We start from the raw sequence: 23,705 nt of genomic DNA, 5'->3' as shown, positions 1-23,705 counted from the left end.
GTGCCCAGAATTCTTCGTCGTGAAGAATTCTGGGCACTTTTTATTGATTATTAATTTTTATGTTTTGCTTTATCTTGAGTGAGTAAGCGAAATTCGTACAAGAAAACGGAAAGAATCACGGCGATCAGAATCGCAGCAAGACTAGTTCCTTTTGGTAAGTCAAGTGCAAAGATGACAATGGATGCGAACATGACGATCAATAAAGAAATCAGATAGTCTTTTTTTCGATTCGACATACGTTCACTCCTTAAAGATTTGGCATAGTCACTAATTTTACATTATTTAGTATAACATATTAATCAGATTAATCTTGTGAGTGAGGTAGTTCTTCGTAAAATGGGGTAATTATAGAGTGAATTAATAAAAAGCAGTATTCACCTAATTTTAAAGTAGAATTGAAAATTTTTCTTTTAATATGTTACTTTTATCCTGTATGACCTCACTGATAATGGCAAAGCTCAGCGAAAGCTAGTGACGCAAAACTATAGGGCCTTTCACATGGCAGCCAGTTCCCAAAGGAGTGTATCTCATGAAAAAAGTCTTTTTCGGTATCTTGTTTTTATTGTGTCTTCAATTGGTCGTATGTGAAACATCAATCATGGCAGCTCCTCGCATGAAAGTGGAGACAACGACAGGAAAAGTCGATGTCACGGTTTCAAAAAACGAGACGGGCTATCTGAAGCTTGAAATAAGAAACGGTCTTCAAGTCAGACATTACGATTTGTTCAAAGGCAGTAATCATTTTAATCTCCTCTTTGGTAATGGAACATATACGCTCTCCACCTTCCACTCGACAGATGGAAAGCGATATAAACGAACAGCACGTGAAGTTTTCAGTGTGCAACTGGAAAAAGAAACGGCACCGTATCTCCATGACATTCAAAATATCATCATCAACGATCAGGTTTCTCGTCTTGCGACGTCCTTATCGCGTCCATCCTATTCGATTTCTCAACAAACCCTTGCTACAAGCCGATATGTCCGTCAACTCATCAAGTATGACGCTAAAAAACTAAAGACATTACCCGCTCGCTACCTACCTGATAACTCAGACACGTTACGTAAGAAACGCGGAATTTGTTATGAATTCGCTTCTTTGACAGCCGGATTGTTACGGAGTCAAGGCATCCCGACGCGCCTTGCCATGGGTACTGCGAAAGGCATCAAGGGTTATCATGCTTGGAACGAAGTCTATATCGAGGGAGCTTGGCGAATCATCGATGTGACACGTGACGTGACAGAACATAAGACGACGAATTACCAAAAACGATCTGACTATACGATGACACTTGATTACTAAGCGCAATAAAGGCTCATACCTCTGACAGATTTTTGAGATACCTCCTGTTCTATAACTTGTGTGGTCTACGGATAATGAGTTAGGAGGAAACTTGCATGAGAGTATGGCTATCCATGATATTAGCGGTATTCCTCGTCTTGCAGCCCTTTGCAACGACAGGTCTCGTATATGCGACAGGTGATACACCTCCTGTTTCGAATGAGGAATCCGCCAGTCCAGTTCCAAATGCTGAAGTAAAAGAAGACACCACGAAAGATTCTGAAACTCCAGGCTCCAGTACGGAAGAACCCGCAGCAAAGGATTCTCCTGAAAATACGTCCACCGAGGTAAAAAAAGAGCAAACAACCGAGGTGAATCAAAAACAGTCAGTAGAAGAAACTACTCAAGAGGAGCCAGCTACGAAAGACGAAGAACAATCGTCTTCTTCGATGAAGATGTTGGCGCCTTTGGCGGATGATAAAATCATGGTCATCACAGATAATATCTTAGATTCTTATCTGCTAAATATTACTACATCAGATAATAAGGTTACCGATGTAGCGACGACAGAGTCAGTCGTCGAAATCAAATACAAGTGGTCAATCCCGAATGGTCACAAGTACACAAATGGATCGACATTTTCCTTCAAAGTCCCAGACGAATTGAAGATCTACGATATCGTAAAAGACCAACCGTTGAACTTTAACGGAGTATCTCTTGGGACATTCAACGTGGACCTTGATGGAAACGCGACGGTTACATTTAATGAAAAAGTGAATGAATTCTCAAATATCAATGGTGAACTTCAAATCTTGACTCAAATCAAAGAGACGGTGTCCATTTCGGAAGAGAAGACCATCACAATTGAACCAATCAAAGGAAAAGAAACAAAAGAAATCCGTGTTGCGTTACAAAATGTGGGAAAGGATATTGCGAAGAGCGGTGTCCCGAATCGCGTGTACAATGCGGAATCAATTACATGGAACGTTGAATTAAATAAAGGATTAAAAGATATCAAAAACGCGATCTGGACGGATGCGATACCAAGTGGGTTAAAATTCGTTCCGGGAAGTTTGAAAATCGAGCGTCTTGTATTAAAGATGGACGGATCGATCGACAACAAAGAGGACGTCACCTCGAAATATACGCTCGATGAAACAACAGGGCTACGTGTTGATTTCGGCACAATGACGAATGCGTACTTGATCACCTTCCAGACGATGATTGAGGATGAAGAGGCGGCGAAGTTCGTCAATACGACAGCACTCACAGGGAGCGATTTTAAAGAAGTGACAGCGAGTTCGACTGTCGCGATTGGTCGGGGAACGGATTTAGTTAAAAAAGCGACCCAATATGATGACGCGACACAGACGATCACATGGACAGCGGATATCAACTATCGTCAACGTGACTTGAATTCATTAGTGATCACGGATGAATTTACGAACACGCATCAACTCGAAGATGTAACGCTTTATGAAATTGAATTAGATGCGAACGGAAAAGAAAGTAATCGCACTAAAGTTTCCATTACTCCAGATCCAATGTCGACTGGTACGACAAACGGATTTACGTTGACACTCCCTAAAAATAAAACAGCTTATCAATTGGTCTATACGACACAAGCGATTGATCGATTGTTAGATTCAGGTAAAGTCGATAACACGATTTCGATTGATGGTCGAACGGGTAACGCTTCACAAGCGGTCGATCAATCCGTCATTCGAAAGACGCATGTCACGCCCGACTATGCTGCTGAAACTATCGATTGGAAAATTGAGTTGAACCGAGATAATAAAGATATGAAAGATGTCGTTTTAACGGACGACTTTACGAACAAGGGCCTGACGTTCTTAAAAGACTCGATTCAGGTCTCCGGAATGACAAAAGATGATTATGATCTGACTCTTACAACAGACGGTTTCATTTTAAAGTTCAAAAACACAATCACTGGTCCTCACACGATTACATATCAAACAACGTTTGATTATCGTCAACGATCAGATATGTCAAAAGAGTATTTAGAGAATACGGCAACAGTTGCTTGGAAAGATAAAGATGATAATGACCGTCAAGCGAAAGTGACGGACCGCGTTGTGCTTTCCGATTATTCTAGAAATAATGGCTTTAAAGGTGGATCATACAACGCCATCACAAAAGAAATCACTTGGAAGGTCGGAATCAACTATCACGAATATCCGACAACTGACTTACAAGTCACAGACACGTGGCAAACCGGTCAAAAGATGATCGAATCCTCTTTCGAAGTCTTTGAGTTGGTTCGCGGGAAAGGTGGAACAGAATATACAGCTGCCACTCTAGTACCTGAATCTGACTACTCCGTCATTTTTGAGGACGGTAAGTTCGTACTAGCCTTTAATAAGTCGACGTCACACGCTTACATGATTACGTATAAAACATCGATTGATCAAACCTTCATTCAACCGACGTATGAAAATGAAGCGGTCGTCAAAGACGGTAATGAAGCATTAGGAGACTTAAAAGCAAGTGTCTCGATTCGATATGGCGGGACATATGCCGACAAATCAGGTACGCAAAACGGAAAGATGATCGGCTGGTCAGTCAAATTGAACTACGGTCAATCGACGCTTCAAAATGTCATCGTCACTGATACGCCTTCAAATAATCAGGACATCTTGATTGACTCCGTTAAGGTGTATACGACGAAAGTAGCGGTAGATGGAACGGTCACCAAGGACGCGCTTTTACCGCAATCGGAATATACGATTAAAGAAGAAGAACCGATGGGGAAATTCAGTCTGTCGTTCAATCAAGAAATAAATCGTCCGTACATTCTGGAATACGATTCGTTCATCGTCGCTGCAGTGGGAGCGGCAATCACGAACGATGTCGCGTTTACGGCAGATGTTTTAAAAGAAGGTACGACGACGAAAAAGACGACTGTTACGGTCAAACGAACGAGTGGAATGGGAACGTCGTCAGGCGAAACCGGAACTTTGACGATCAAAAAGACAGACGAGAGCGGTACGGAGATGCTCGAAGATGCGTCGTTTGCATTGATCGACAAGGAAAGTGGACGGACTATCCGAACCGGAACGACCGATGATAAAGGAACATTAATCTTCAGTCGTCTTTTATATGGAGAATATACGTTACGTGAAATCAGTGCACCTCCAGGGTATTTTATCGACAAAGCTGATAAGGCCATCACGGTATCTCAGCTGGAATCAAGTGCAAGTATTACCAACAAAAAGATTCGACAAGATGTCACGTTGATCAAAAAGTCTAAGAAAACGAACCAAGATCTTGCGGGTGCTGAATTTACGCTCTATGATTCGAACGAGACGGCGATTCGAACGAACCTCGTGACGGATGCAAACGGTTCGTTGACGGTAAAAGACCTCTTACCAGGAACGTACTCTTTCGTCGAGACAAAAGCACCGGCTGGTCATTTGTTGGATCCAACGAAACAATCGTTTACGATCGTCAAGGATCAATTGATCGCGACGTCATTGACTGTCATGAATCAGGCATTCAAGTCGGTTCAAATCACGAAGGTGGATGATGTGACACAAGCACCGCTTGCGGATACGACGTTCAAACTAGTTGATGCCGCCAATCAGACGATACGGGAGAATCTGAAGACGGATGCAAATGGAAAGTTATTGATTGAGGACCTCGATCTCGGGGACTACCGCCTCGTTGAGACAAAAGCGTCGGATGGATATATCCTCCTTGGACTCGGAAAATCATTCTCGATCAAACTCGACAGTCCAGATGTTCAGCAACTTCAGATTACGAACGAAAAACAAAAAGAAGTGCGTTTGACGAAAGTTGACGATCAGACGAAGACGCCGTTACAAGGTGCCGAATTCAGTTTGTATGATGCAGCAAATAATGAAATCCGAACAGGTCTTGTTACTGGAACGGACGGAACCGTACTCGTCACGAAGTTGAATCCGGGAACGTATCATTTCGTTGAGACAAAGGCACCGAATGGTTACTTGTTAAACACGACTCGACAAGCCGTCACGGTCACGACAGGACAACGTACGCCGAGCTTGATCACAGTGGAGAACGAACGCAAAAAGTCAGTGCGTTTAATCAAGACGGATGCGATGACCGGTCAACCGCTTGCGGATGCAGTCTTCTCTCTATTAGATGGCCAAGGAAACATTTTACAAACTAATTTGAAGACGGATACGAGTGGTGAAATCCTGGTGACGAATCTCGTACCAGGAACATATCGTTTCGTTGAGACGAGTGCACCTGGCGGCTATATGACGGACGGAACACCGTATGTCTTTACGCTCGTACGAGGAAATAACGATACTGCGATCGTCCGAGCAACAAACGATACATTTAAATCCGTTCGATTAACGAAAATCGATACATTGTCCTCTGCCCGATTGATGGGAGCGGAGTTCTCGTTGATTAATGCGAGCGGAACAATCCTTCGAACAGGACTTGTGACGGACGTGAACGGTGAAGTGTATGTCAGCGGTCTTGTACCGGGAGACTATGCCTTTATCGAGACAAAAGCACCGAACGGTTATTTGCTTGATTCAAAACAACACGTCTTCACTGTATCGAGTCGTCAAAGTGTGTCGACACTCGTGACGGTGAAAAATGAACAGAAAAAAGCCGTTCGACTCGTGAAGACGGATGCGACGAATGGGAAGCGACTAGCTGGAACAGAGTTTACGCTCCAAAAACCTACTGGTGAGATCATCAAAGAAAAACTCGTGACGGATACGAACGGTGAGATCTACGTCAACGAATTATTACCGGGAGACTATGCGTTTATCGAGACTAAAGCAGTAGAAGGATATCAGTTAGATGCCACACCACGTCCATTCACGTTGTCGACTGGAACTAATGAAGTCGTAACAATCGAGATGACGAACGATACGTTCAAATCGATTCGTCTGATCAAAAAAGATGGTACGGATGAAAGTCTGCTTTCGGGTACGGAATTTAAACTATTGGATTCGAATGAACGTACCGTACGTGATCGTCTCGTGACGAATGATTCTGGTGAAATCCTCGTAACAGGACTGACGCCAGGAACATATCGCTTCATCGAAACGAAAGCACCTGCAGGATATGAGCTGGACGCTACACCACACGATGTCGTGATCGACAAGAATCAAGCTGATATGGAGCAACTGATCCTCTTCAATGAACGACTCAAGACTCTCATCGTTCAGAAAGTGGATGATGAGTCCGGGGAAGCCTTGAAAGATGCAACATTTGAATTACAGGATGCGCAAGGAAAGCGTGTTACTCGTGTAACGACAAACGAAAAAGGAGAAGCACGTATTCCGAATCTTGTTTCCGGTGAGTATACCCTTATCGAGACACAAGCACCTGTCGGTTATCTGTTAGATTCTGAACCACGTATCATTCGTCTGAAAAGTGGTGGGGAAGCCATCGTTCGTGTCACGATAACGAACACGATTGATCCGGATTATGAATTTGAAGACGAGGATACGCCAGGTGGTTCAGGTAATCCAAAAGATCCGAGTAACCCAAAGGACACCACACAACCGGATGATCCGAAAACGCCTCACAAACCAAATGGGGGAACAGATACACCGAACGATGATGGGACTAGACCATCGAATTCAGGCGGCCTTCCTCAAACGGGTGAGTCCGAGCCATTCAGTACTCAGCCTATTGGATTCTTGCTTGCGGCATTTGGAGTTCTTCTACTGTCTCTAAATAGAAGAAAAAAGAGTCAACGCGAAGGTTAAAGAGAGAAAGATAAGAATAGGATTACAAAAAGCTGTCCCGACGTATGTCGAGACAGCTTTTTCATTGTATCTGACATAGGGAAAGATTGATCAACGGAAGGGTAATAAGAAGACAAGGATACTAAAGATAATCACAGCTAAAGAAGGTAGGTAACGCGTGAGACGATTCATGAATAGTAGCTCCTTTTAATTAGAAAATTGAGGAATTAAATTTGGTTTAAAACCAAATAATGTAACCTTCTTTAGTTTAAAGGAAAAAATCTTTGATTATAGGCTCTGATTAACTTTTTATGGAAATGTGTTTTTGGATTAACTCCTTTTCAAGATAATTCCTTAGAAATAGTCACTAAAAAGGAAGTGCGACGTAACGATGTCGCGCTTCCTTTCTACTACTCCAATTTACTTGTATTTTTTACGAAGTGCTTTACTGAAACCGTCCGCATCACGATTCCCGACGACGTAGAAGTTGACGCTCGCATCTTTCTTGTACAATTTCTTATTGATCGACATCTTATACGAGCCATTACTGCGTGGCTTCGCCTTACCGAGTAGTTTCCATGATTTGCTCGACTTATGGTAGACGTAAGCTTCGACACGGACATCCTTGTTCGAAACAGATCCGGTCACTGTCCGAGTCGTACGTGTCAGTGTTTTCGTATCGACAGTTGCTGCTTTTGGAATGAATGTCCGCACCGTGAGGTCGATTGGATCGAGGTCGTACGAGATTGGATCTCGTGGTTCTTCCGTCGTATCGCCATCATCCTCTCCCGGCTCGTCCCCTTCATCGCCATCGTCATATCCATCATCATCACCCGGTTCATCACCGTCGTCTCCTCCATCGTCATCGCCATGAGAAGTGGCACGCGTTACGTAATAATCGTCCCAGTCATCTTCCATTCCATCATCATCGCCCGTGTAATCATCGACGCTCACGACTTCGAGGAAGTAGTTCGGTGTGACGTCGGAAGAGCTGTCTTCGTCCTCCTCATCATAGTCATACTCATCGGAATCAGATTGATGGTAGTCGTAGAAATCCTCGCCGATCAATCCTTCTTCGGGTAACTCGATCGAATAGTTTCCATTTGTATCCGCTTTTGCATGAGCGACTTCTTGTAAGTCTTCTTCCTCTGTGTCGTCCGACTGTAAGACGACGATTGATCCGGCAGGTGCTTTTCCTTTTAAGACTTCCATCCGTGTGTTGATGTTTTTTGTTTCTACTGTGAATTCGTCTGTCGCTGCTTCAACAGGCGAGAGGTAGACTGCGCTACTGAGACCAAGCGTCACGAGTGCTGTCCATGTCATACTTTTTTTCATCGTTAAACGCCTCCTTTTTCTGTAGTATAGCAAGGAAATTACTGGATATATTTTCAGTTTTAAATGATAAAGAAATGAGATTTTAAAAAACATCAATTTAGCGAAAATCAAAAATCCCTCTGTACTGAAACACATACAGAGGGAAAAGAAATCTTATTTTTTTGCTGGAACCTTGATGAGGAATGGTACCGGTTTAGGCACGTCTTCGAACTTTGCGAACAAGACGACGAGGTGTTCGTACTTGTCTGGCGTTACGACAGCCTGATTTCCCTGAATCGTCACGATGTCTGGATGAGAGGATGTCCAGCCGTCAATGGATTTTGCTCCAATGCCAAGAACACCACCGTAACTTTTTGGCAGAGATGCTGATTTTCCTAATGTGAGTGAATCGACGATCGGATTGACGATGCCTCCGAGGACATTCAGTAAGCTTGAAAGTAAGGATGTCTGAGTATCTTGCGTAGCGAGCGACAGGATACTTGAAGTATTGCCAGTCGTCGCAGAAAGCGTGAAAGGCGTAATTTGTGATCGATTTTTTACGATTCCGAGACTCGTTAAAAGACTTTCATTGCTTGATTTCCACGTAAGTGGTATGCCGTTCAACGTCGTCGGTAACTTTAAGTCAAGGTAGACATTCAATGTCGGACTAACAGCTGCGATGCGAGCGAGATCTTCTTTAAGGATGAGGCTGAGATTCCCGGCAAGCGTTCCATCGAATGTCTTGCTCTTTAGTATGCCGTCTTTCGTGATCCATGCCGTCAAAGAGAACACCTGTGACGAAACGGTCGGAATGATAATACCGGTATTACTGATGATGTTCGTATTACTCGATTTCCACGTGATTGGTAATCCATTGATTTGAGTCGGCAAACTGATGGAAGACGTCAAATCTGTTAGTGAATTGAGGGAGAGATCTTGTAACGCCTTATCTACTAATTTTGTTGGACTTAAGGGAACTTTGATACCTGTAATCGTTCGATTTTTAGTAATGCCGTCTTTCGTCGCAGTTATTGTGATATCGACGACTTCGTCAACGATACCTTGAGTGACGACTCCGCCACTTGCTACAACGGAAGGCTTGTCGGATTTAATCGAAACAGTGATTCCAGTTGGTGCTTGAAGAACCAGATTATTCGTTAAAATGTTTGGAATGCTCAGGCCATCAAGATAAGACTGGACAATGTCAGCAGGAGATGGATTTTTCATCGGAACCGTTAGCTGATTAAAGGTTTTGCTCTCCGTAGCAGTTCCTTTCTCAGCAGTCACTGTTAACGATAAAGTAGTGTTGGTTGCAGCTGGATCGATGGATCCGTCATTTAAAAGAACCGCAGGATTACTGGACAACAAAGTCACTTTAATTCCTTCAGCATTCGCCTCATCAATCAATTTAAGCTTTTCAGTTATTAAAGAAGGAACCGACAGTTGATTGAGGTACTGCTTCAAGAATTCTGAATCAGTCAATCCGCGTTTCGGTACTGAAATGTCTCCAAATTGTTTCGAGAGCGATATTCCATTTTTCGAGGCGATGACCGTAACATCAGTCTCTTGATCAATAATATCCGGTGTCAGGATTCCGGTACTAGACAACAGCGAAGTAGCGGAGGACTCGATGCTAACGGTTATACCTGCAGGTGGGTTCAATGAAAGATTATTTACGAGTGATGTCGGTAGGGAAAGGCTATTTATATAATTCGTCAGTTCTTCTAAGACTGTCAGAGACCGTGCGGGTACTGAAATTTGAAAACATCCTCGTCTTTGAAACACCGTTTAGCATAGCCGTCACACTGACCGTAACGGTTTGAGCAGTGTCTGCAGGTTTAATCACGCCTGACGTTGCGACAACATTAGGCTGAGAAGAGGTCAAATAAGCAGTCATTCCTTCAGGTGCAAGAGGCAGCTGAATGTTTTGATTCAGCGGACTAGAAATCTCGACTTGATTTAAATAAGTGTCAATCAAAGCATCTGGTAATACATCTTGTTTCGGGATTGTGATCAGCGGAAACTCTTTCTTACGAATGACCCCGTCTTTTGAGGCTGTCACTGTCACGGAGACAATCTGATCCGTCAGACCACGTGTAACGCTTCCTGTATTCGAAAGGACAGCTGTGTTCGTTGAAAAGAGAGATGTTTCGATTCCCGGTGTCATCGGGGGCGGCAAGTAATAATCAGCCGTCAAAGGTGACGGGATTTCGACCGTTTTCAAGTAATCATCAAGCAGGTCAGCTGTCGCATTCTCTTTCTTTGGAATCGTCAAGTTCGAAAAAGTACGCAACTTAGTGACTCCATCTTTCGTCGCGATGACTGTAAGTGACACGACTTTATCCGTTTGACCACGGGTGATCTGACCTGTATTTGACAAGATAGAGGTATTGGTTGAAGAAAGAGTCGTTTGAATTCCCTCTACTGTTGGAAGACTTACATCACGCGTCAATATACTTGGAATGTTGAGCTTATTCAAGTAGTCTGTCAATAATTCATCGATTGCCGTATCTCGTTTTGGGACTTGATAGTTCCAAAAGCTACGTGTTCGTGTCACGCCGTTTTTTGTCGCCGAAACAAGAAATGAGAGGGATTGATCGGTCAGTCCACGTGTCACTTTCCCGGTCGATGAGAGGACATCCGGAAGTGAAGACGTCAGAGAAAGTGTCGTTCCCGTAGCGGCAGGTAAGACTAAATCTCTTGTTAAAGGATTCGGAAATGTCAGGCGACTCAAGTAGTCGTCTAAGAACAATTCCGTCGCATTATCGACTTTAGGAACAGTGATATTCGAGTAGAGACGTGATTTTTCGAGACTGCCTTTTGACGCTTTCAGTGTAAGCGTGACGAGTTGGTCCGCCAGGTCACGGCGTACTTTACCGTCCGGTGTGACGACTTTTTCGTTTGAAGACAACAATTGAAACGAGATGCCCTCTGTTTGTGGTAACTGAATATCCTTCGTCAACGGACTTGCCAGTTTGAATTTGTCGAGAGTGAAGTCAATCAGTTCCTCGTCCGTCAGGTCACGTTTCGGAATCGTGACGCCCGAGAAGGAGCGCGTTTCTTCAAGACCATTCAATTTCCCGACGATCGTGAACGCGACGTCCCGTTCTTGATCTGTACGAGTGACTTGTCCGGTAGGCGATAGATTGGCGTCCGTGGAACGGATGCTGAATGTGGCCCCATCCACTTGCGGAAGCTGAATGTTTTGGAGGAGCAGATTTGGAATCGTAATTCCTGCAAGCAATGCCTTCAAGATTTTTCGTGAGTCGTCCGGTGCTGGAGGCGTGACGACGTTACGAATTGTCACAGTGGAAGGAGCTGCATTTTTCGATCCGCTTAAGATCGAAACGTCATAGCGTCCGACCGGCAACACATTTGTTTCGATCCGGAAGTATCCTTGGCGATCACGTTTCAGTGGATACATCGATACACGGTTTTTATCGTCGATCAGGTACAGGTGATGTGTCATACCTTTTGCCGAGTAGAGGATGCGACCGGTGACGAGTAGTCGGCGACCACTTTCAAACGGCGTATACTTCACGTTTTCATGTTTGACGTCTGAAACGCGTAATGTATTTTTCCCGGCAATCAAGACGTTGCGTCCAACGGCTGTGTACTTCACGCTTTTGTTCCCGAAGGACGCTGTTGTTGCCCGTGTCCACTTGAGTGGATACGAATAGCGCTGCCCGCCAGCGAAAATCGTCGATAGCCGTTCTGGAAGGTTGGCCGATTGATTTTTTCCGACCGTCTTTACAACAGGTGGAAGAATCGATTTCGGATAATTTTTGATCGTGACGTACCAGTAAGCGTTTTTAGAAGTTCCAGCGACGTTTCCTTTAATTTTTTGTTTTCGATCAATGATTTGTTTATCGAAACGAACACTACTCCACTTCACGGATCGGCTCGCTTTTTTACCGTTCGCTAATTTGACACGGACGGTCTTCGGTGGAGAAAGAGGTTTGACCGCAAACACATCACCGCCATAATGGACGGTGGATGTAGGGCGGTAGATTTTTTTGACGCTGCTTGATTTAGCAGCAGCAACGGATTGGAATGAAGCGGGGAAGGAAAGCAACAGACAGAGAAGAACGATAAGACTCTTTCGCATGACCAAACCTCCCTAGAAAGTGTAATGTCCAGGCAAATGATTGGCTCTCAGGTGTTGAAGTTCCAGTGATGTATGTAGCAGAAAAATCAGTTAGAAAAATATGCGATGAACCTGATTAGGAAAGTCAGATTCATCGCATATGAAATTCAGAAACGCAGATTTGAAAAATTAACGTTTAGGGATTTTGACAAGAACCGGAACAGGTTTTTCGAGACCCTCATAGTCTGCATAGAGCACGACAAGGTGATCAACATCATCACGTTTTACAGTTAAGTTATACCCCTGAATTGTCACGAGATCCGGGTGTGAACTACTCCAGCCGGTAATATCACGTGCTCCAATACCAAGAAGACCACCGTAACTTTTCGGAAGTGTTGCTGTTCCTTGACCGCTAGCTAATGTGTTGACGACAGGGTTTAATACATTTCCAAGTAAATCAACGACGCCGCTTAGCAAACCACCAGAAGGACGCTGGATAGCAAGATTCAACGTTTCCGTTGTTCCTCCAGATTTCGCAGTAAGTGTGAATGGTGTCGCGCTCGAGTCGCTTAGAATTACCCCGCTATTGTTGAGAAGCGATGGTGCACTAGATGTCCAATCGATCGCTGAACCATTCAATGAAGTCGGAAGGTTGAGGTTATAGGCAACATTCAACGTACCAACGCTTGACTTGATTTTTGCGATATCCGTTTTAAGGGATAGACCAAGATCAGCCGCAACGGATCCCGCGAACGTTTTCGTTTTCGTAATGCCACCTTTTGTGACGCTTGCCTTGAGTGAGAAGTTTTGTAGATTCAATGCACTTTTTACGACACCGTCGTTTGAGATGACGTCCGGGTTGTTCGAAGTCCATTGAACAGCAATTCCTTTAGAACTACTTGGCAGATTGACGTTACCTGTTAAGTTGATGAGATTGAGATTGATCGCATCTAGTGCAGCATCGAGTTCTGCCGAGAGACTGATTGGGACAAGAATGTTCGAGAACGTCCGTGACTTCGTGACACCGTCTTTAGAAACGTTGACCGTCACGGAAATCGTTTTATCAGCATCAGGTCGTGTCAGGATACCTGTGTTAGATAAGATGCTTGGATCCGACGCGCTGATTGACAAGTTCGCACCAGCAGGTGGTGTCAGTGAAAGATCTGCTGTCAACGGACTGTTGATCGATAGACCTGCTAGATATAGATCAAGTAATTCGCCAGTCGTGACATCACGTTTTGGAACAAGGATGTTCGAGAAGACTTTTGATTTTGATTTGCCGTCTTTTGCGACGATGATCGTCAGTGAAACCGTTTGGTTCGCGTCACCACGCGTGACGACACCTGCATTTGAGATGACTTTCGTGTCAGAAGAACTGATCGTGACCGTTCCACCGTCAAGTGATGGAAGAGAGAGGTTCGTCGTCAGTGGGTTGGCGATGACGAGTGCGTCCAAGTACGCTTGTAACGCTTCTTCCGTGACACCATCACGTTGCGGTACTTTGATGTTCGAGAACGTCCGTGTTTTAACGACATCGTCTTTAGAGACGGAAATCGTCAATGAAACGGTTTGATCCGTAAGACCACGCGTGACTTTACCAGCATTCGAGACGACATTCGTGTTCGAAGAACTGATAGCGAGCGTCGCACCTTCTGGTGGCGTCAACATGAGATCTTTTGTTAATGGATTGTCGATCGTTAATTGGTCGAGATAGTCTTGCAGTGAGATCGCTGTCGCGTCATCACGTTTTGGAACGTTTAAGTTCCAGAAATCACGTGATTTCGTGATACCGTCTTTTGTGACCGAGACGACGATCGAGACGGTTTGATCCGTCATGCCGCGTGTGACGACACCTGTGTCTGAGATGACGTTAGGTTTAGTTGATGTGATGGAAACCGTAGCACCTGGAAGTGCTGGAAGGACGATGTTTTTCGTCACCGGACTCTTGATATCGAGTTTATCGAGATAGTCCTGCAACAGACTATCTATCGCATTGTCGACTTTCGGGACGAGGATGTTCGGGAAGCTCTTCGTTTTTGTCAGGCTGCCTTTCGTCGCGCGTAACGTCAAGTCGACTTGTTTATCTTCCATTCCGCGTTTGACGATTCCGTTGCTTGAGACGACGGCTTCATTCGACGAAATCAGCGAGAACGAGATTCCTTCAGTCGTTGGTAATGTGATATTCGTTTTGAGTGGATTGGCGATTGTGAAGTTCTGAAGCGTGAAGTCGATCAACTCTTCGTCCGATAGATCTTTTCGTGGAACGAGGATGTTCGAGAACGATTTGCTTTCCGTCACACCGCCGAATGTCGCCTTGATTGCGAAATTGACGGTTTGATCGGTCGCGCCACGCGTGACTTTTCCGCTGCTAGAGACGGCTGAGTTGTCTGAATCGACCGTAAACGAGACACCATCGACTTCTGGGAACTCGATGTCACTTAATAGGGGATTCGAGACGTTGATGACGAGAAGTAATTTTTGGAGCAGTTCCCGTTTTTGTTCATCCGTTGGTTCCGTGATCGGTTTTTTGATCGTAATCGTGACGGATTTCGTCTTTTTTGAACCCGACAGGATATAGACCGTGTAGTCTCCTGGTGCGAGCTCCTGACTTGTCACGTAGTAGTGACCCTTTTTGTCGAGCTTGAGATACATCTTCGTGCTCTCACCCGTCTTTTTATCCGTAATGACGAGGTAGCTCTTCATACCTTTTGCTTCATAGAGAATTTTGCCGGTTGCCCGGATCTTTTTCCCGTACGAAACGAGATAATACTTCTGCATCGACTGAACGACATCTGATACTTTCAGCTTGGCAGCCCCGTAGATTTCGAGGTTGCGTCCGACTGTCGAATACGTCAGATTTTTCGTACCGAATGAAGCGGTTGAGACTTTACTCCATTTGAGCGGATACGAGTAGCGTTGTCCACCCTCGAAAATCGTTGAAAGACGTGTCGGCAAGTTCGCTGGTTGATTCTTTCCGACGGTCATGACATTCGGAGCAAGTACCTTCGCTGGATAGTTTTTGACTTTGACATACCAGTACGCATTTTTTGATGTACCGTAGACATCCCCCTTGATCTTTTGTTTCTTTCCGATGTACTTCTTATCAAAGCTGACCTTACTCCATTTGACGGATCGATACGCATACTTCCCGTTCGAGAGCTTGACCTTGACGGATTTTGGATACGTCAATTTCTTCTTGGCATACTTCACGCCACCGTAGTGAACGAGATACTTCGGTGAGTAGACGGTCTTGACGCTACTCGAAGAAGCGGCAGAAGCACCCAATGGGGTCAACCCATAGGACAGAATGAGAAGAAGACTCAGAACAATTGCCAACCCTTTTTTCATCAATACAACCTCCTCTAAATCAATAGACTAAAGTGTGCATGGATGAACGTGCATCTCAGGTGTATAAAATAAAATTACCCTTTTATTATGGGAAATATGTAATATTTTTAAAATAATTATATTGAATGGTATTTATTAGGCATCTAATATAGGTCAATTGACCTGAAACGTTGGTATAAGAGGATTTTAGAGATGTAATAAATATTCATCTTTTGAAGGTCTATATACTCATAAAGTTTCAATAAATAGTAATTTTGATCTAAAATTCAAATATATGACATACTTGTTTCTTTTATTTTCAAAAAGTACTAAATTCGGTCATCCAGCGTATAAATTGAGTGTTATTTCGAAATAAAGGTCATGAAAAAACGATAAAAATTGAATAAAAATGTAAAAATAAAAACTAAAAAGGAAAAATAGATAGAAAAAACCATTAAATCCATTATAATGAGATGAGGTATGAATGATGCATTCATGAAATGAACAGAAGAAAGAGGATGATTGAATGAAACGCATGACAACAACGGTACTTGCAGCAATGATCGCAGGCGCGACAGTATGTGCCGGAAGTGCATCGGCTGCTACGAAAGAAGAAACGAAGTACACGACGCAGTACACGAACTTAAAGACCGGTATGACGATGACGGAAGTAGCAAAAGTCTTATACGGTAATGATTACAAAAAACAACTGGTGAAGAAGAGTGGCAGTACGGTCTTGAAGAAACAAGCCGAGTCGACGGAAATCTCGTACGGTCAAAAAACGAAGTTCTACTACTTCACGAATGGCAAGAACGGAGATAGCGATACGTCACTCGTCTTTATGACGAAAAAGAATAGTTCTGTCTATCGGTTGACTGGAAAATCGTTTGATATCTATCGTGAAAATACGAAGTCTGCCGCACGTGAAAGCACACGTAAGCTGGCAAAGGGCGCAAAGGTTAAAAAAGAAATGACTGCGAAGCAGCTCGATGCGATTCTTTCTGGAACAGGACTTGGGGAGTGGACAGGAGTCGAGGCGACGGATTGGTCGTCGATTCAATCGAAAGCGGAACTCGCTGCGATCGGTGCAGAGAAGTCATCTTATAAGACGTATGTTTTCCCGACTTCGACGGGTGGACGGAAGATGGTCCTCATGAGTTACGACTACAAGAAAAAAACCTTCAAAGTCGCAGATCATACGTCACTATGAATACATACAGGAGTCCATCTTTTGCTAGATGGACTCCTGTTGTCTAAGCGGAGCAGGAATTGACGAGATCGAGCAGATGAAATCATTTAGCTGAAGGAGGAATTCCCATGCAACACGACGAGTACTTGCACGAATATCTCATCTCACATCCGACGTTCGCAAAACCGACAATCAAAGCCTACCGTAGTGACGTCCGGCATATGGAACGTGCCGGTGTCTCGTGGTCGATCGCGTCGCTCCAGCATTACTTCGATCAGATGCGTCTGAATTATCAGCCGTCGACGATTCTGCGGCGGTTCCATGCCTTGCGTTCACTCGGGAATGTACTAGTCCGAGCCGGAAGGTTGCAAAAGAATCCACTGCATGACGTGTCACCGATCACGCATCAACGTTTTTCCGACGAGACTTACCATGACTTACAGGAAGGACTGTCGATCGTCCGGAGTATCACAGATCCGGTGTACCGTTTGTTTTTCGAGGTGATTTGCCAGACCGGTCTCCGCTTCACTGAAGCACGCCTGTTATCCGTTAGGGATATCGATTTTAAGACGCATACGCTATTCGTCCGCTACGGCAAGGGACGCCGCCTACGGACGATTCCGATCGGGATGATGCTGTCGCATCGTCTCCTGCATTTCCTCGGTGAACGTAAAGAGGGCATTCTGTTTCAGTCCGTGACCGGACGCCATCTGCATGAACAGACGGCACGTGTGATTCTTCGGGACACCGCCCTGCGCTTGAGCGGCGCACCGCTCCGCCCGCATGCGCTCCGAATTGCATATGCGACCTATCTGCATCATGAAGGAGGCTGTACGATCGTTGAGATTCAGCGCTTACTCGGTCATGCGCATCCGACGACGACCGTCGGCTATATCCGGAGTCGTACGAACCGAATCCGGGAGATCCTCAATACGTTGTCGGCTTGAGCCGGTTGACTGAGGCACGATCGATATCGCTAGAAGGAAGGATATAGTGTTGGGTCGTCCGGACGTCCCGGTGACCGAGTAGACGCATGATCGTCAATACGTCTGTCTCATGTTCGTGGTAGAGCGTAGTCGCAAAGGTCACCCGAAGATCGTGCGGACGGAGAATCCGACCGAGCTGTGTTAGACTCGCTTCGCGTAACGTTGACCGAATCCGTTCTGCCGGGAAGCGACGACCCGTCTCCGTTGAAAACAATTCCTGCGAAGGGACGGACGTCGTCTCAAGATAACGCAATAAGACGCGATGCAATTCGTCATGTAACGGCAGGTGACGCATGCGTCCTCCTTTCCCGTGACGAACGAATAGTTGCTTGGTGTCCCACTCGATATCCGTCAGGCGTAAAGCATGTGCCTCGGCGAAACGAAGTCCCGTATGAAGCAGTAAAAAGCAGAACGCGTAGATTGTCTCGTCCGTAATCCGTTCGAGGACGGACCGGACCTCATCATACGAAAAGCGGGGGCGTCGACGGGCAATCGGGGGATGACGTTTCGTTTGTGCGAGGGGATTGTGTGCTAACGAACGTTCAGTGACGAGTTGGTCGAACAGTGTCGACAGGGCGTGGAGACGACGGGCGACAGTCGTCGAAGCATACGACGTTCGCAGTAAGGTGCCGTACCGTTGCATCGAAGGAACATCGATTCGGGTCACGTTGCGACACAGATGACGGACGTCGCTGCGGTAAGCTTTTTTCGTCAATGGACTGTAGGGTCCTTGTTCGATCAACGTTAATAATCGTTCTTCATAGAACACCATCATCCGAGCAAATACTCGACTTTCTTACGGAGTTCGGATTTCAAGGACCGGAGCCGGGCGTGCGAATATCCGAGCGTCTCTTCCGTCCCGTTCATCAACGACTCGAGAAACGTGAACTCCGTCGCTGATAAGTCTCGCTTGAGTTCATTCATAAGATAAGTGAATGACAGGTGCGGGGTACGCGGGCGTTCCGGTAACGCGTCGGAGACGACTTCGGTCGCAAGCGTCCGGTTACGGGTCGCCAGGTAATCGAGCATCGCGCCTTTCGCGCGAATCCGAACGAAAGTGACGGTCAACGTCTTCCCGTCCTCGATTGATTTCCAGAGTCGGAGCAAGGCAGCTTGCCGGCATTCATCTTGTTCATTTGGGTGGATCGACAGGCGGGAGAGCAGGGAGTTGATGAGGGGGAGCCAGTTGCGAAGAAGTTCATTCATCGGAGGGAGTCCTTTGACGAGATATGCATATCTGCTATGTATTCCGCGGTAGTTTCAGTATAAGTAGAGTTATCCTCGGCTTTCAACGTCACTTTTTTGAATCGTGCCAACGGTTTTCTCATCTTTTACGATGCGTTCACCCTTCAATACAGAAAAAATCCTCTTCTTTAATCGAGAAAAACCGCATGAAATCAGACGGCTGTATCGGATAACTCTACTTATCCTCGGACGTGTTCGAAAAAAGATTTATTTTTGGAAAAAGAAGGCAAATATTGAGAATTTCATTATACTTATGAATAAGACGCTACTAAAAAGGAGAAACTACATATGAAAAAATTGATCGTCGGTCTTGCTGCGACCGTATTGTATTCTGCGACGTCGATCCATTCGTCGGCAGAAGTCAAGATCCCGTTCGTCACGTCACTCACTCCGTCATCCGCTTTTCAAGTCGTACCGGATGAGTCGCGTGTCTGGCGCTGGGGGACTTATGAAGCACCACGACTCTTCGATTTCGAGCAAGCGCGTGACTTACAGGTACTGTCAACTGAAGAAGGAGCACCGATACAAGACTTCACGGTATCGGACGATCAACAACGATTCGTCTTTGTGAAGGATCAAGTGCTTGAGGTACGTGACGCGACAGGAAACGTGCTACACGTCATCGACCAGATCAAGACACCTGCAGGAACGCTCCAGTCGTTCACTCGTGCTCGCTTCTTCCCAGACTCACATCTCCTTGCTGTGAGTGCGAAACAAGAGGGGGTCGAGCAGACAGTCGTTTACGATTTAGATACAACAACCGTTCGTTCTGTCCAGGAGACGACAGGGGCAAAAGCGATCCGGACGTCGACTGCTTATTTAGCGATCATCCGCGAGACAAGCGTTGACGTCTACGAGAAAGACGGAACGCTCACAAAACGTCTCACGCATCCATCCGGCTACGCCGCCTATGAGATGGGACGCGAAGGCACACTCGTACTCGCGAAGGCGAATGACCGCCATCTATATGTCTATGATGGAGCACATCAATTCAAGGAAAGTACCTCCTCGCAGTTCATCACGGGAATGACCGGAACGTATAAAGATATCGCGGTCGACGAAAGTGGGAAGTTCATCGGTGCCTTGTATACGGGACGGGACGGTTACTTCTCCTTGTTCGAGAAAAACGGTCACCGGATCGAGACATCACTGGATCGGGATGATTCCATCAGTTACTCGTCTGTGCTCGGCATGACGAAAGGAGCCCGCTACCTCATCGCGAATGCCGATGGTGGTGAGCGGACGAACATGTACGATGGTCGCCTGTTAGTCGAGCGACCGATCGCACTTTCGATCCCGTCTTCCTTCAAGGAAGTAAAGGTCGGATCACCTGAGCCGCTTCTTCTCAATGTCACGCAAGCAGACGGCAAGAAAAAACAAGTCACGGCAAAAGTGAAGTGGGTCTCGGATCAGCCGACGATCGCGAGCGTCTCGTCCGGAAAACTGTATGGGAAAAAATCGGGAGCCTACACGTTACGAGCATCCTACGGAGGCTACACTGCGACACTCAAAGGAAAAGTCATCCCGTTACCGAAGCTCTCGACTGTCTCCGACAGCAGTTGGTTGAAACGTCAAAAGCAGGCGATGCAAGAGAAGCAAGGGTTTGAAGGGTCGCCGCGCGTCGGAGCTAGTTATGTCTCGTGGACAGGTACGTCCGGTAGCCTCGTTCAAACAGGAGAAAAGGTCCTCAACGGAAAGTGGAAAGGTCGTCACTTTGTAGCCCGTTATCCGCGCTTCGGCAGTCAAATCGATCGGATCGATCTCGTCACGCTCGCACCAGCGCTTGAGAAACGGACGCTGACGAAAGCAGAAGTCAGCGCCGTGTTCGGGAAACCAACGTTCAAGGAAACGTATGCGACGTCCTACTCGCAACGCGTCGTCGAAGGCAAAACGACGCGCGCGACGTACGCGATTCGCAGCGTCTACGAATATCGGATCGGACAAGTGACGTGCCAGTTCGCCTTTGACGCGAAAGGAACGGCACGGTTGATTCATGTGAATTAAACAGATGGATGGATTTGGAAAAATGAAGGAGTTGTGTTAGGGTAACGGTAATCCACGACAAAGGAGGAACATCGAATGAAATGGATGAAAGGATGTATGGCACTACTATTAGTGCTTGTATTACTTGTTCCAATGACGGTTGATGCGAAAACGATGTCGAATGCCGCGTACTTGAAAAAACAATTCGCAGCAGCAGAAAAAGGAACCTTGCTTGAGGCAAAGGCGAAGCTGTATGATCGTTTCACGATTAAAGGAAAGGACGCCAGCTATGGGGTCGATCAGACCGATTGTTGTGTCTTCGGGAAGTTGAAAGGAACGTATCTGTATTCCGATTTTCGGTTTAGTACGAAGTACCCGGAGCATGTCGGAGTCTTGATGACGTTACCGCAGCTCAACGACCGTAAAATCAAGCTGAGTGAGGTCAAACAGGCGCTCGGGAAACCGAGTCAACACGAAACGCTACAAAAGGATGAAGTCCCAGCAAAGATGAGCTTTCAAATTAAAAAAGAAGAATATCTCCGATTCGAACAAAAGGGTACGTACTATTACAATGTAAGTAAAAAAGCATTGCTGTGGTTTGACTACGATACTAAAGGCTATGTCCGCGCATTTGGTGTTTCAGCGACGGATCGATGAAGGAGAGTACGCAATATAGAACACGTTATCAGTCTACTGGATGCCATCTATCGATGGTGTCTGGTAGCTTTTTTTGTAGTGAACGAGGTGAAAACAGGCTTATTTCTTGAAGGAATAGTTTCTTAAATAATTAATATGGTTAGCTTTATAAAGTGGTGAAAGAATGGTACATTTTTGAATAATCTATCAGTTATATCAACAAGGATGGTGCAAATTTTGAAAAAGAATATGATGAGGTATACGGTGATTGCAATCATCGTACTGTTTGTTGCTGCCATAGCTATTCGTTACATGTATCCGTATAGCACTCTCAGCATCAACAAAAAAGTTGAAGTGGATTCGGACCAAACAACGAGTCGTTATCACAACAACCTTCAAAAGTTGTCTTCACACGTTCCGACTCTGTCGGAAGATGAAGAATACAATGAAAAAATAAAGGCGCAGGTGGAGAACGTCCTCGTTTCTTCTGCATTAAATGAGAAAAATGTACGTAAAGCGGATATACTACAATTATTGAATGACATGAACGGTTTAGTGAAAAGCATAGGACATCACGTCAGATATCAACCGGATTATTTTAATGAAAAGCAGCGATCGTATCTGATTGCATTCAAAAATCATCTTCAAGCGAACTCCTATAATACGAATCAAATCATTGAAGACTCCTTTTCAAGCAACGATGAAATCGTCACTTCGATTCATGAGTTGTACAAAGGGATGAATCAAGACATCGAAGCCTTGTTACAGCTGAGTTGAATCATTTTTACGTCAAAGCAAAGCATCTGTGTCCATTTTAATCATGAGATTAAATAACTCAAAAACACCTCCACTTTTTAACCAAGCAGAGGTGGAGGAAACTCAATTTTATTGATATACGGATTTAGGGACATAAATTTCTGGTTGTCCCATGACATAAGGGGCAATCGCATATTCTTGGAAAATCACCTTTATACCGTTTTTAGTAAAGTAGAACTCAGATGTGTTCGATACATCAATATCACTCAAATGATCCACGAAATAATTCTCATTGTTTTTGAGACGATCATAAATGTATCGTTCTACCTTTTTCATTTGTGTGGAAGTTTTTAGTACGGATGTGATCCGTATTTCTTTTCCGGTTTTCAAGGAGTAATTGACACCGAATTTGTAGGTAGAGCCATGTGCGCCACCAAGGTAAGTGTGATTTTGCACGGTGAAGCTTAGATAAGAAGCATTATCTCCGACCCGTTTATACGAGCTATCGAAAGTGAAGTTACAAGTGGCGGGTAACTCCTTGCAATAATCCTTCTTTTTTTCTTGTTTTTCAAAGGCTTCTGTATCGAGATATGTTTGATAGAGAAATTTTGAATACCCCGTCAAATCGGCGTTGATCGTCTTTCTTACTGACGTAGTCAATCCTTTAGACACATAAGGGTACTTCAGATTTTTTTTATCGTGGGCATACTTTGTAACGACGGTTGCTTTCGAAGCAGCATCGACAGAAATCGAGGTAGGCAACAAAAGGGATGTCGCAAGAAGTGGAAGAAGCAACTTATTCATAAAAAGCCTCCTAATTAAAATGATTTACAAATTCATCTAAATTATACAATGTTTTTCATTGAAATCCTAATCTATTTAGGATGAATGAAAATTGATGAAGTAAAAATGATTTCATTAAAAAATAGTGAAGTGAATAAATTGGCAAGAATGATATCCGATTGTTATTTTAGAATCCAAGAAAGGATTCAACACGATGACCAGCGCTATACATTAAAAATAATCACTGAGGAAAGATAAGGGTGGCAGATCATCATTCTGCCACTCTTATCTTTGTGTAGCTCGACTTTTGAGTTAATCCTTTTATCCGTAAAACTGCATTTGGTAAACAGTTTTTACATTTTTTATTTGATATTAAAATTAGATTCGACGGTTTGTCAAATTA

At 44.8% G+C, this 23,705-nt stretch carries 15 protein-coding genes and 1 riboswitch; of the genes, 7 read left to right on the top strand and 8 right to left on the bottom strand.

Annotation, left to right across the window (positions count from 1 at the left end; translation table 11 throughout):
* Positions 1-50: 50 nt before the first annotated feature.
* Entirely contained in the window at positions 51-236 is a 186-nt protein-coding gene (locus B4C70_RS06120) for a hypothetical protein (RefSeq protein WP_290777593.1), read from the bottom strand.
* A gap of 204 nt (positions 237-440) precedes the next feature.
* A riboswitch (cyclic di-GMP riboswitch) is annotated at positions 441-517 on the top strand.
* Between the two features lie 12 nt (positions 518-529).
* On the opposite strand from B4C70_RS06120, the gene B4C70_RS06115 reads away from it, so the two are divergent.
* Both B4C70_RS06115 and B4C70_RS06110 read left to right on the top strand, forming a co-directional pair.
* Positions 530-1,300, top strand: coding sequence for a transglutaminase-like domain-containing protein (locus B4C70_RS06115; RefSeq protein WP_290777590.1), 771 nt, complete (start codon positions 530-532; stop codon positions 1,298-1,300).
* Positions 1,301-1,395: 95 nt separating this feature from the next.
* Entirely contained in the window at positions 1,396-7,017 is a 5,622-nt protein-coding gene (locus B4C70_RS06110) for a SpaA isopeptide-forming pilin-related protein (RefSeq protein ID WP_290777587.1), read from the top strand.
* A 399-nt stretch (positions 7,018-7,416) separates the two neighbouring features.
* On the opposite strand, the gene B4C70_RS06105 is transcribed toward B4C70_RS06110, so the two are convergent.
* From B4C70_RS06105 to B4C70_RS06090, 4 genes are all read right to left on the bottom strand, one after another.
* Positions 7,417-8,331, bottom strand: a complete 915-nt coding sequence (locus B4C70_RS06105; RefSeq protein WP_290777585.1) for a hypothetical protein — start codon at positions 8,329-8,331, stop codon at positions 7,417-7,419.
* A 153-nt stretch (positions 8,332-8,484) separates the two neighbouring features.
* On the bottom strand, positions 8,485-9,918 hold the full coding sequence (locus B4C70_RS06100) for an immunoglobulin-like domain-containing protein (RefSeq protein ID WP_290777583.1): 1,434 nt from the start codon (positions 9,916-9,918) through the stop codon (positions 8,485-8,487).
* Between the two features lie 91 nt (positions 9,919-10,009).
* On the bottom strand, positions 10,010-12,418 hold the full coding sequence (locus B4C70_RS06095; protein ID WP_290777581.1) for a hypothetical protein: 2,409 nt from the start codon (positions 12,416-12,418) through the stop codon (positions 10,010-10,012).
* A 168-nt stretch (positions 12,419-12,586) separates the two neighbouring features.
* Complete coding sequence (locus B4C70_RS06090) at positions 12,587-15,745, bottom strand: immunoglobulin-like domain-containing protein (RefSeq protein ID WP_290777579.1); 3,159 nt, start codon at positions 15,743-15,745, stop codon at positions 12,587-12,589.
* Positions 15,746-16,250: 505 nt separating this feature from the next.
* Here B4C70_RS06090 and B4C70_RS06085 point away from each other — a divergent pair.
* Positions 16,251-16,934 (top strand): hypothetical protein, encoded by a 684-nt coding sequence (locus tag B4C70_RS06085; RefSeq protein ID WP_290777577.1) that lies wholly within the window; start codon positions 16,251-16,253, stop codon positions 16,932-16,934.
* A gap of 107 nt (positions 16,935-17,041) precedes the next feature.
* Positions 17,042-17,860, top strand: a complete 819-nt coding sequence (locus B4C70_RS06080) for a tyrosine-type recombinase/integrase (RefSeq protein WP_290777575.1) — start codon at positions 17,042-17,044, stop codon at positions 17,858-17,860.
* On the opposite strand, the gene B4C70_RS06075 is transcribed toward B4C70_RS06080, so the two are convergent.
* Both B4C70_RS06075 and B4C70_RS06070 read right to left on the bottom strand, forming a co-directional pair.
* Complete coding sequence (locus tag B4C70_RS06075; protein ID WP_290777573.1) at positions 17,841-18,674, bottom strand: tyrosine-type recombinase/integrase; 834 nt, start codon at positions 18,672-18,674, stop codon at positions 17,841-17,843. The genes B4C70_RS06080 and B4C70_RS06075 overlap by 20 nt on opposite strands.
* Entirely contained in the window at positions 18,671-19,105 is a 435-nt protein-coding gene (locus tag B4C70_RS06070) for a sigma factor (protein ID WP_023469451.1), read from the bottom strand. The genes B4C70_RS06075 and B4C70_RS06070 overlap by 4 nt, the downstream gene beginning before the upstream one ends.
* A 327-nt stretch (positions 19,106-19,432) precedes the next feature.
* Between B4C70_RS06070 and B4C70_RS06065 the strand changes: the two genes are divergently transcribed.
* The 3 genes from B4C70_RS06065 (at position 19,433) to B4C70_RS06055 (ending at position 22,540) form a co-directional block, all read left to right on the top strand.
* A complete protein-coding gene (locus B4C70_RS06065; RefSeq protein WP_290777570.1) occupies positions 19,433-21,148 on the top strand; it encodes a hypothetical protein in 1,716 nt (571 codons plus the stop codon).
* Positions 21,149-21,223: 75 nt separating this feature from the next.
* Positions 21,224-21,784 carry a hypothetical protein gene (locus B4C70_RS06060; RefSeq protein ID WP_174316623.1) on the top strand — a complete coding sequence of 187 codons (561 nt, stop codon included), beginning with the start codon at positions 21,224-21,226 and terminating at the stop codon, positions 21,782-21,784.
* 243 nt (positions 21,785-22,027) lie between these two features.
* Complete coding sequence (locus B4C70_RS06055; RefSeq protein ID WP_290777567.1) at positions 22,028-22,540, top strand: hypothetical protein; 513 nt, start codon at positions 22,028-22,030, stop codon at positions 22,538-22,540.
* A gap of 108 nt (positions 22,541-22,648) precedes the next feature.
* Here B4C70_RS06055 and B4C70_RS06050 read toward each other — a convergent pair whose 3' ends face one another.
* On the bottom strand, positions 22,649-23,323 hold the full coding sequence (locus B4C70_RS06050; protein ID WP_290777565.1) for a DUF3298 and DUF4163 domain-containing protein: 675 nt from the start codon (positions 23,321-23,323) through the stop codon (positions 22,649-22,651).
* Positions 23,324-23,705 lie beyond the last annotated feature (382 nt).

The organism is Exiguobacterium sp. UBA5002, assembly GCF_002396765.1.
Taxonomy (GTDB): domain Bacteria; phylum Bacillota; class Bacilli; order Exiguobacteriales; family Exiguobacteriaceae; genus Exiguobacterium_A.
This window is presented reverse-complemented; position numbering and strand designations above follow the sequence as displayed.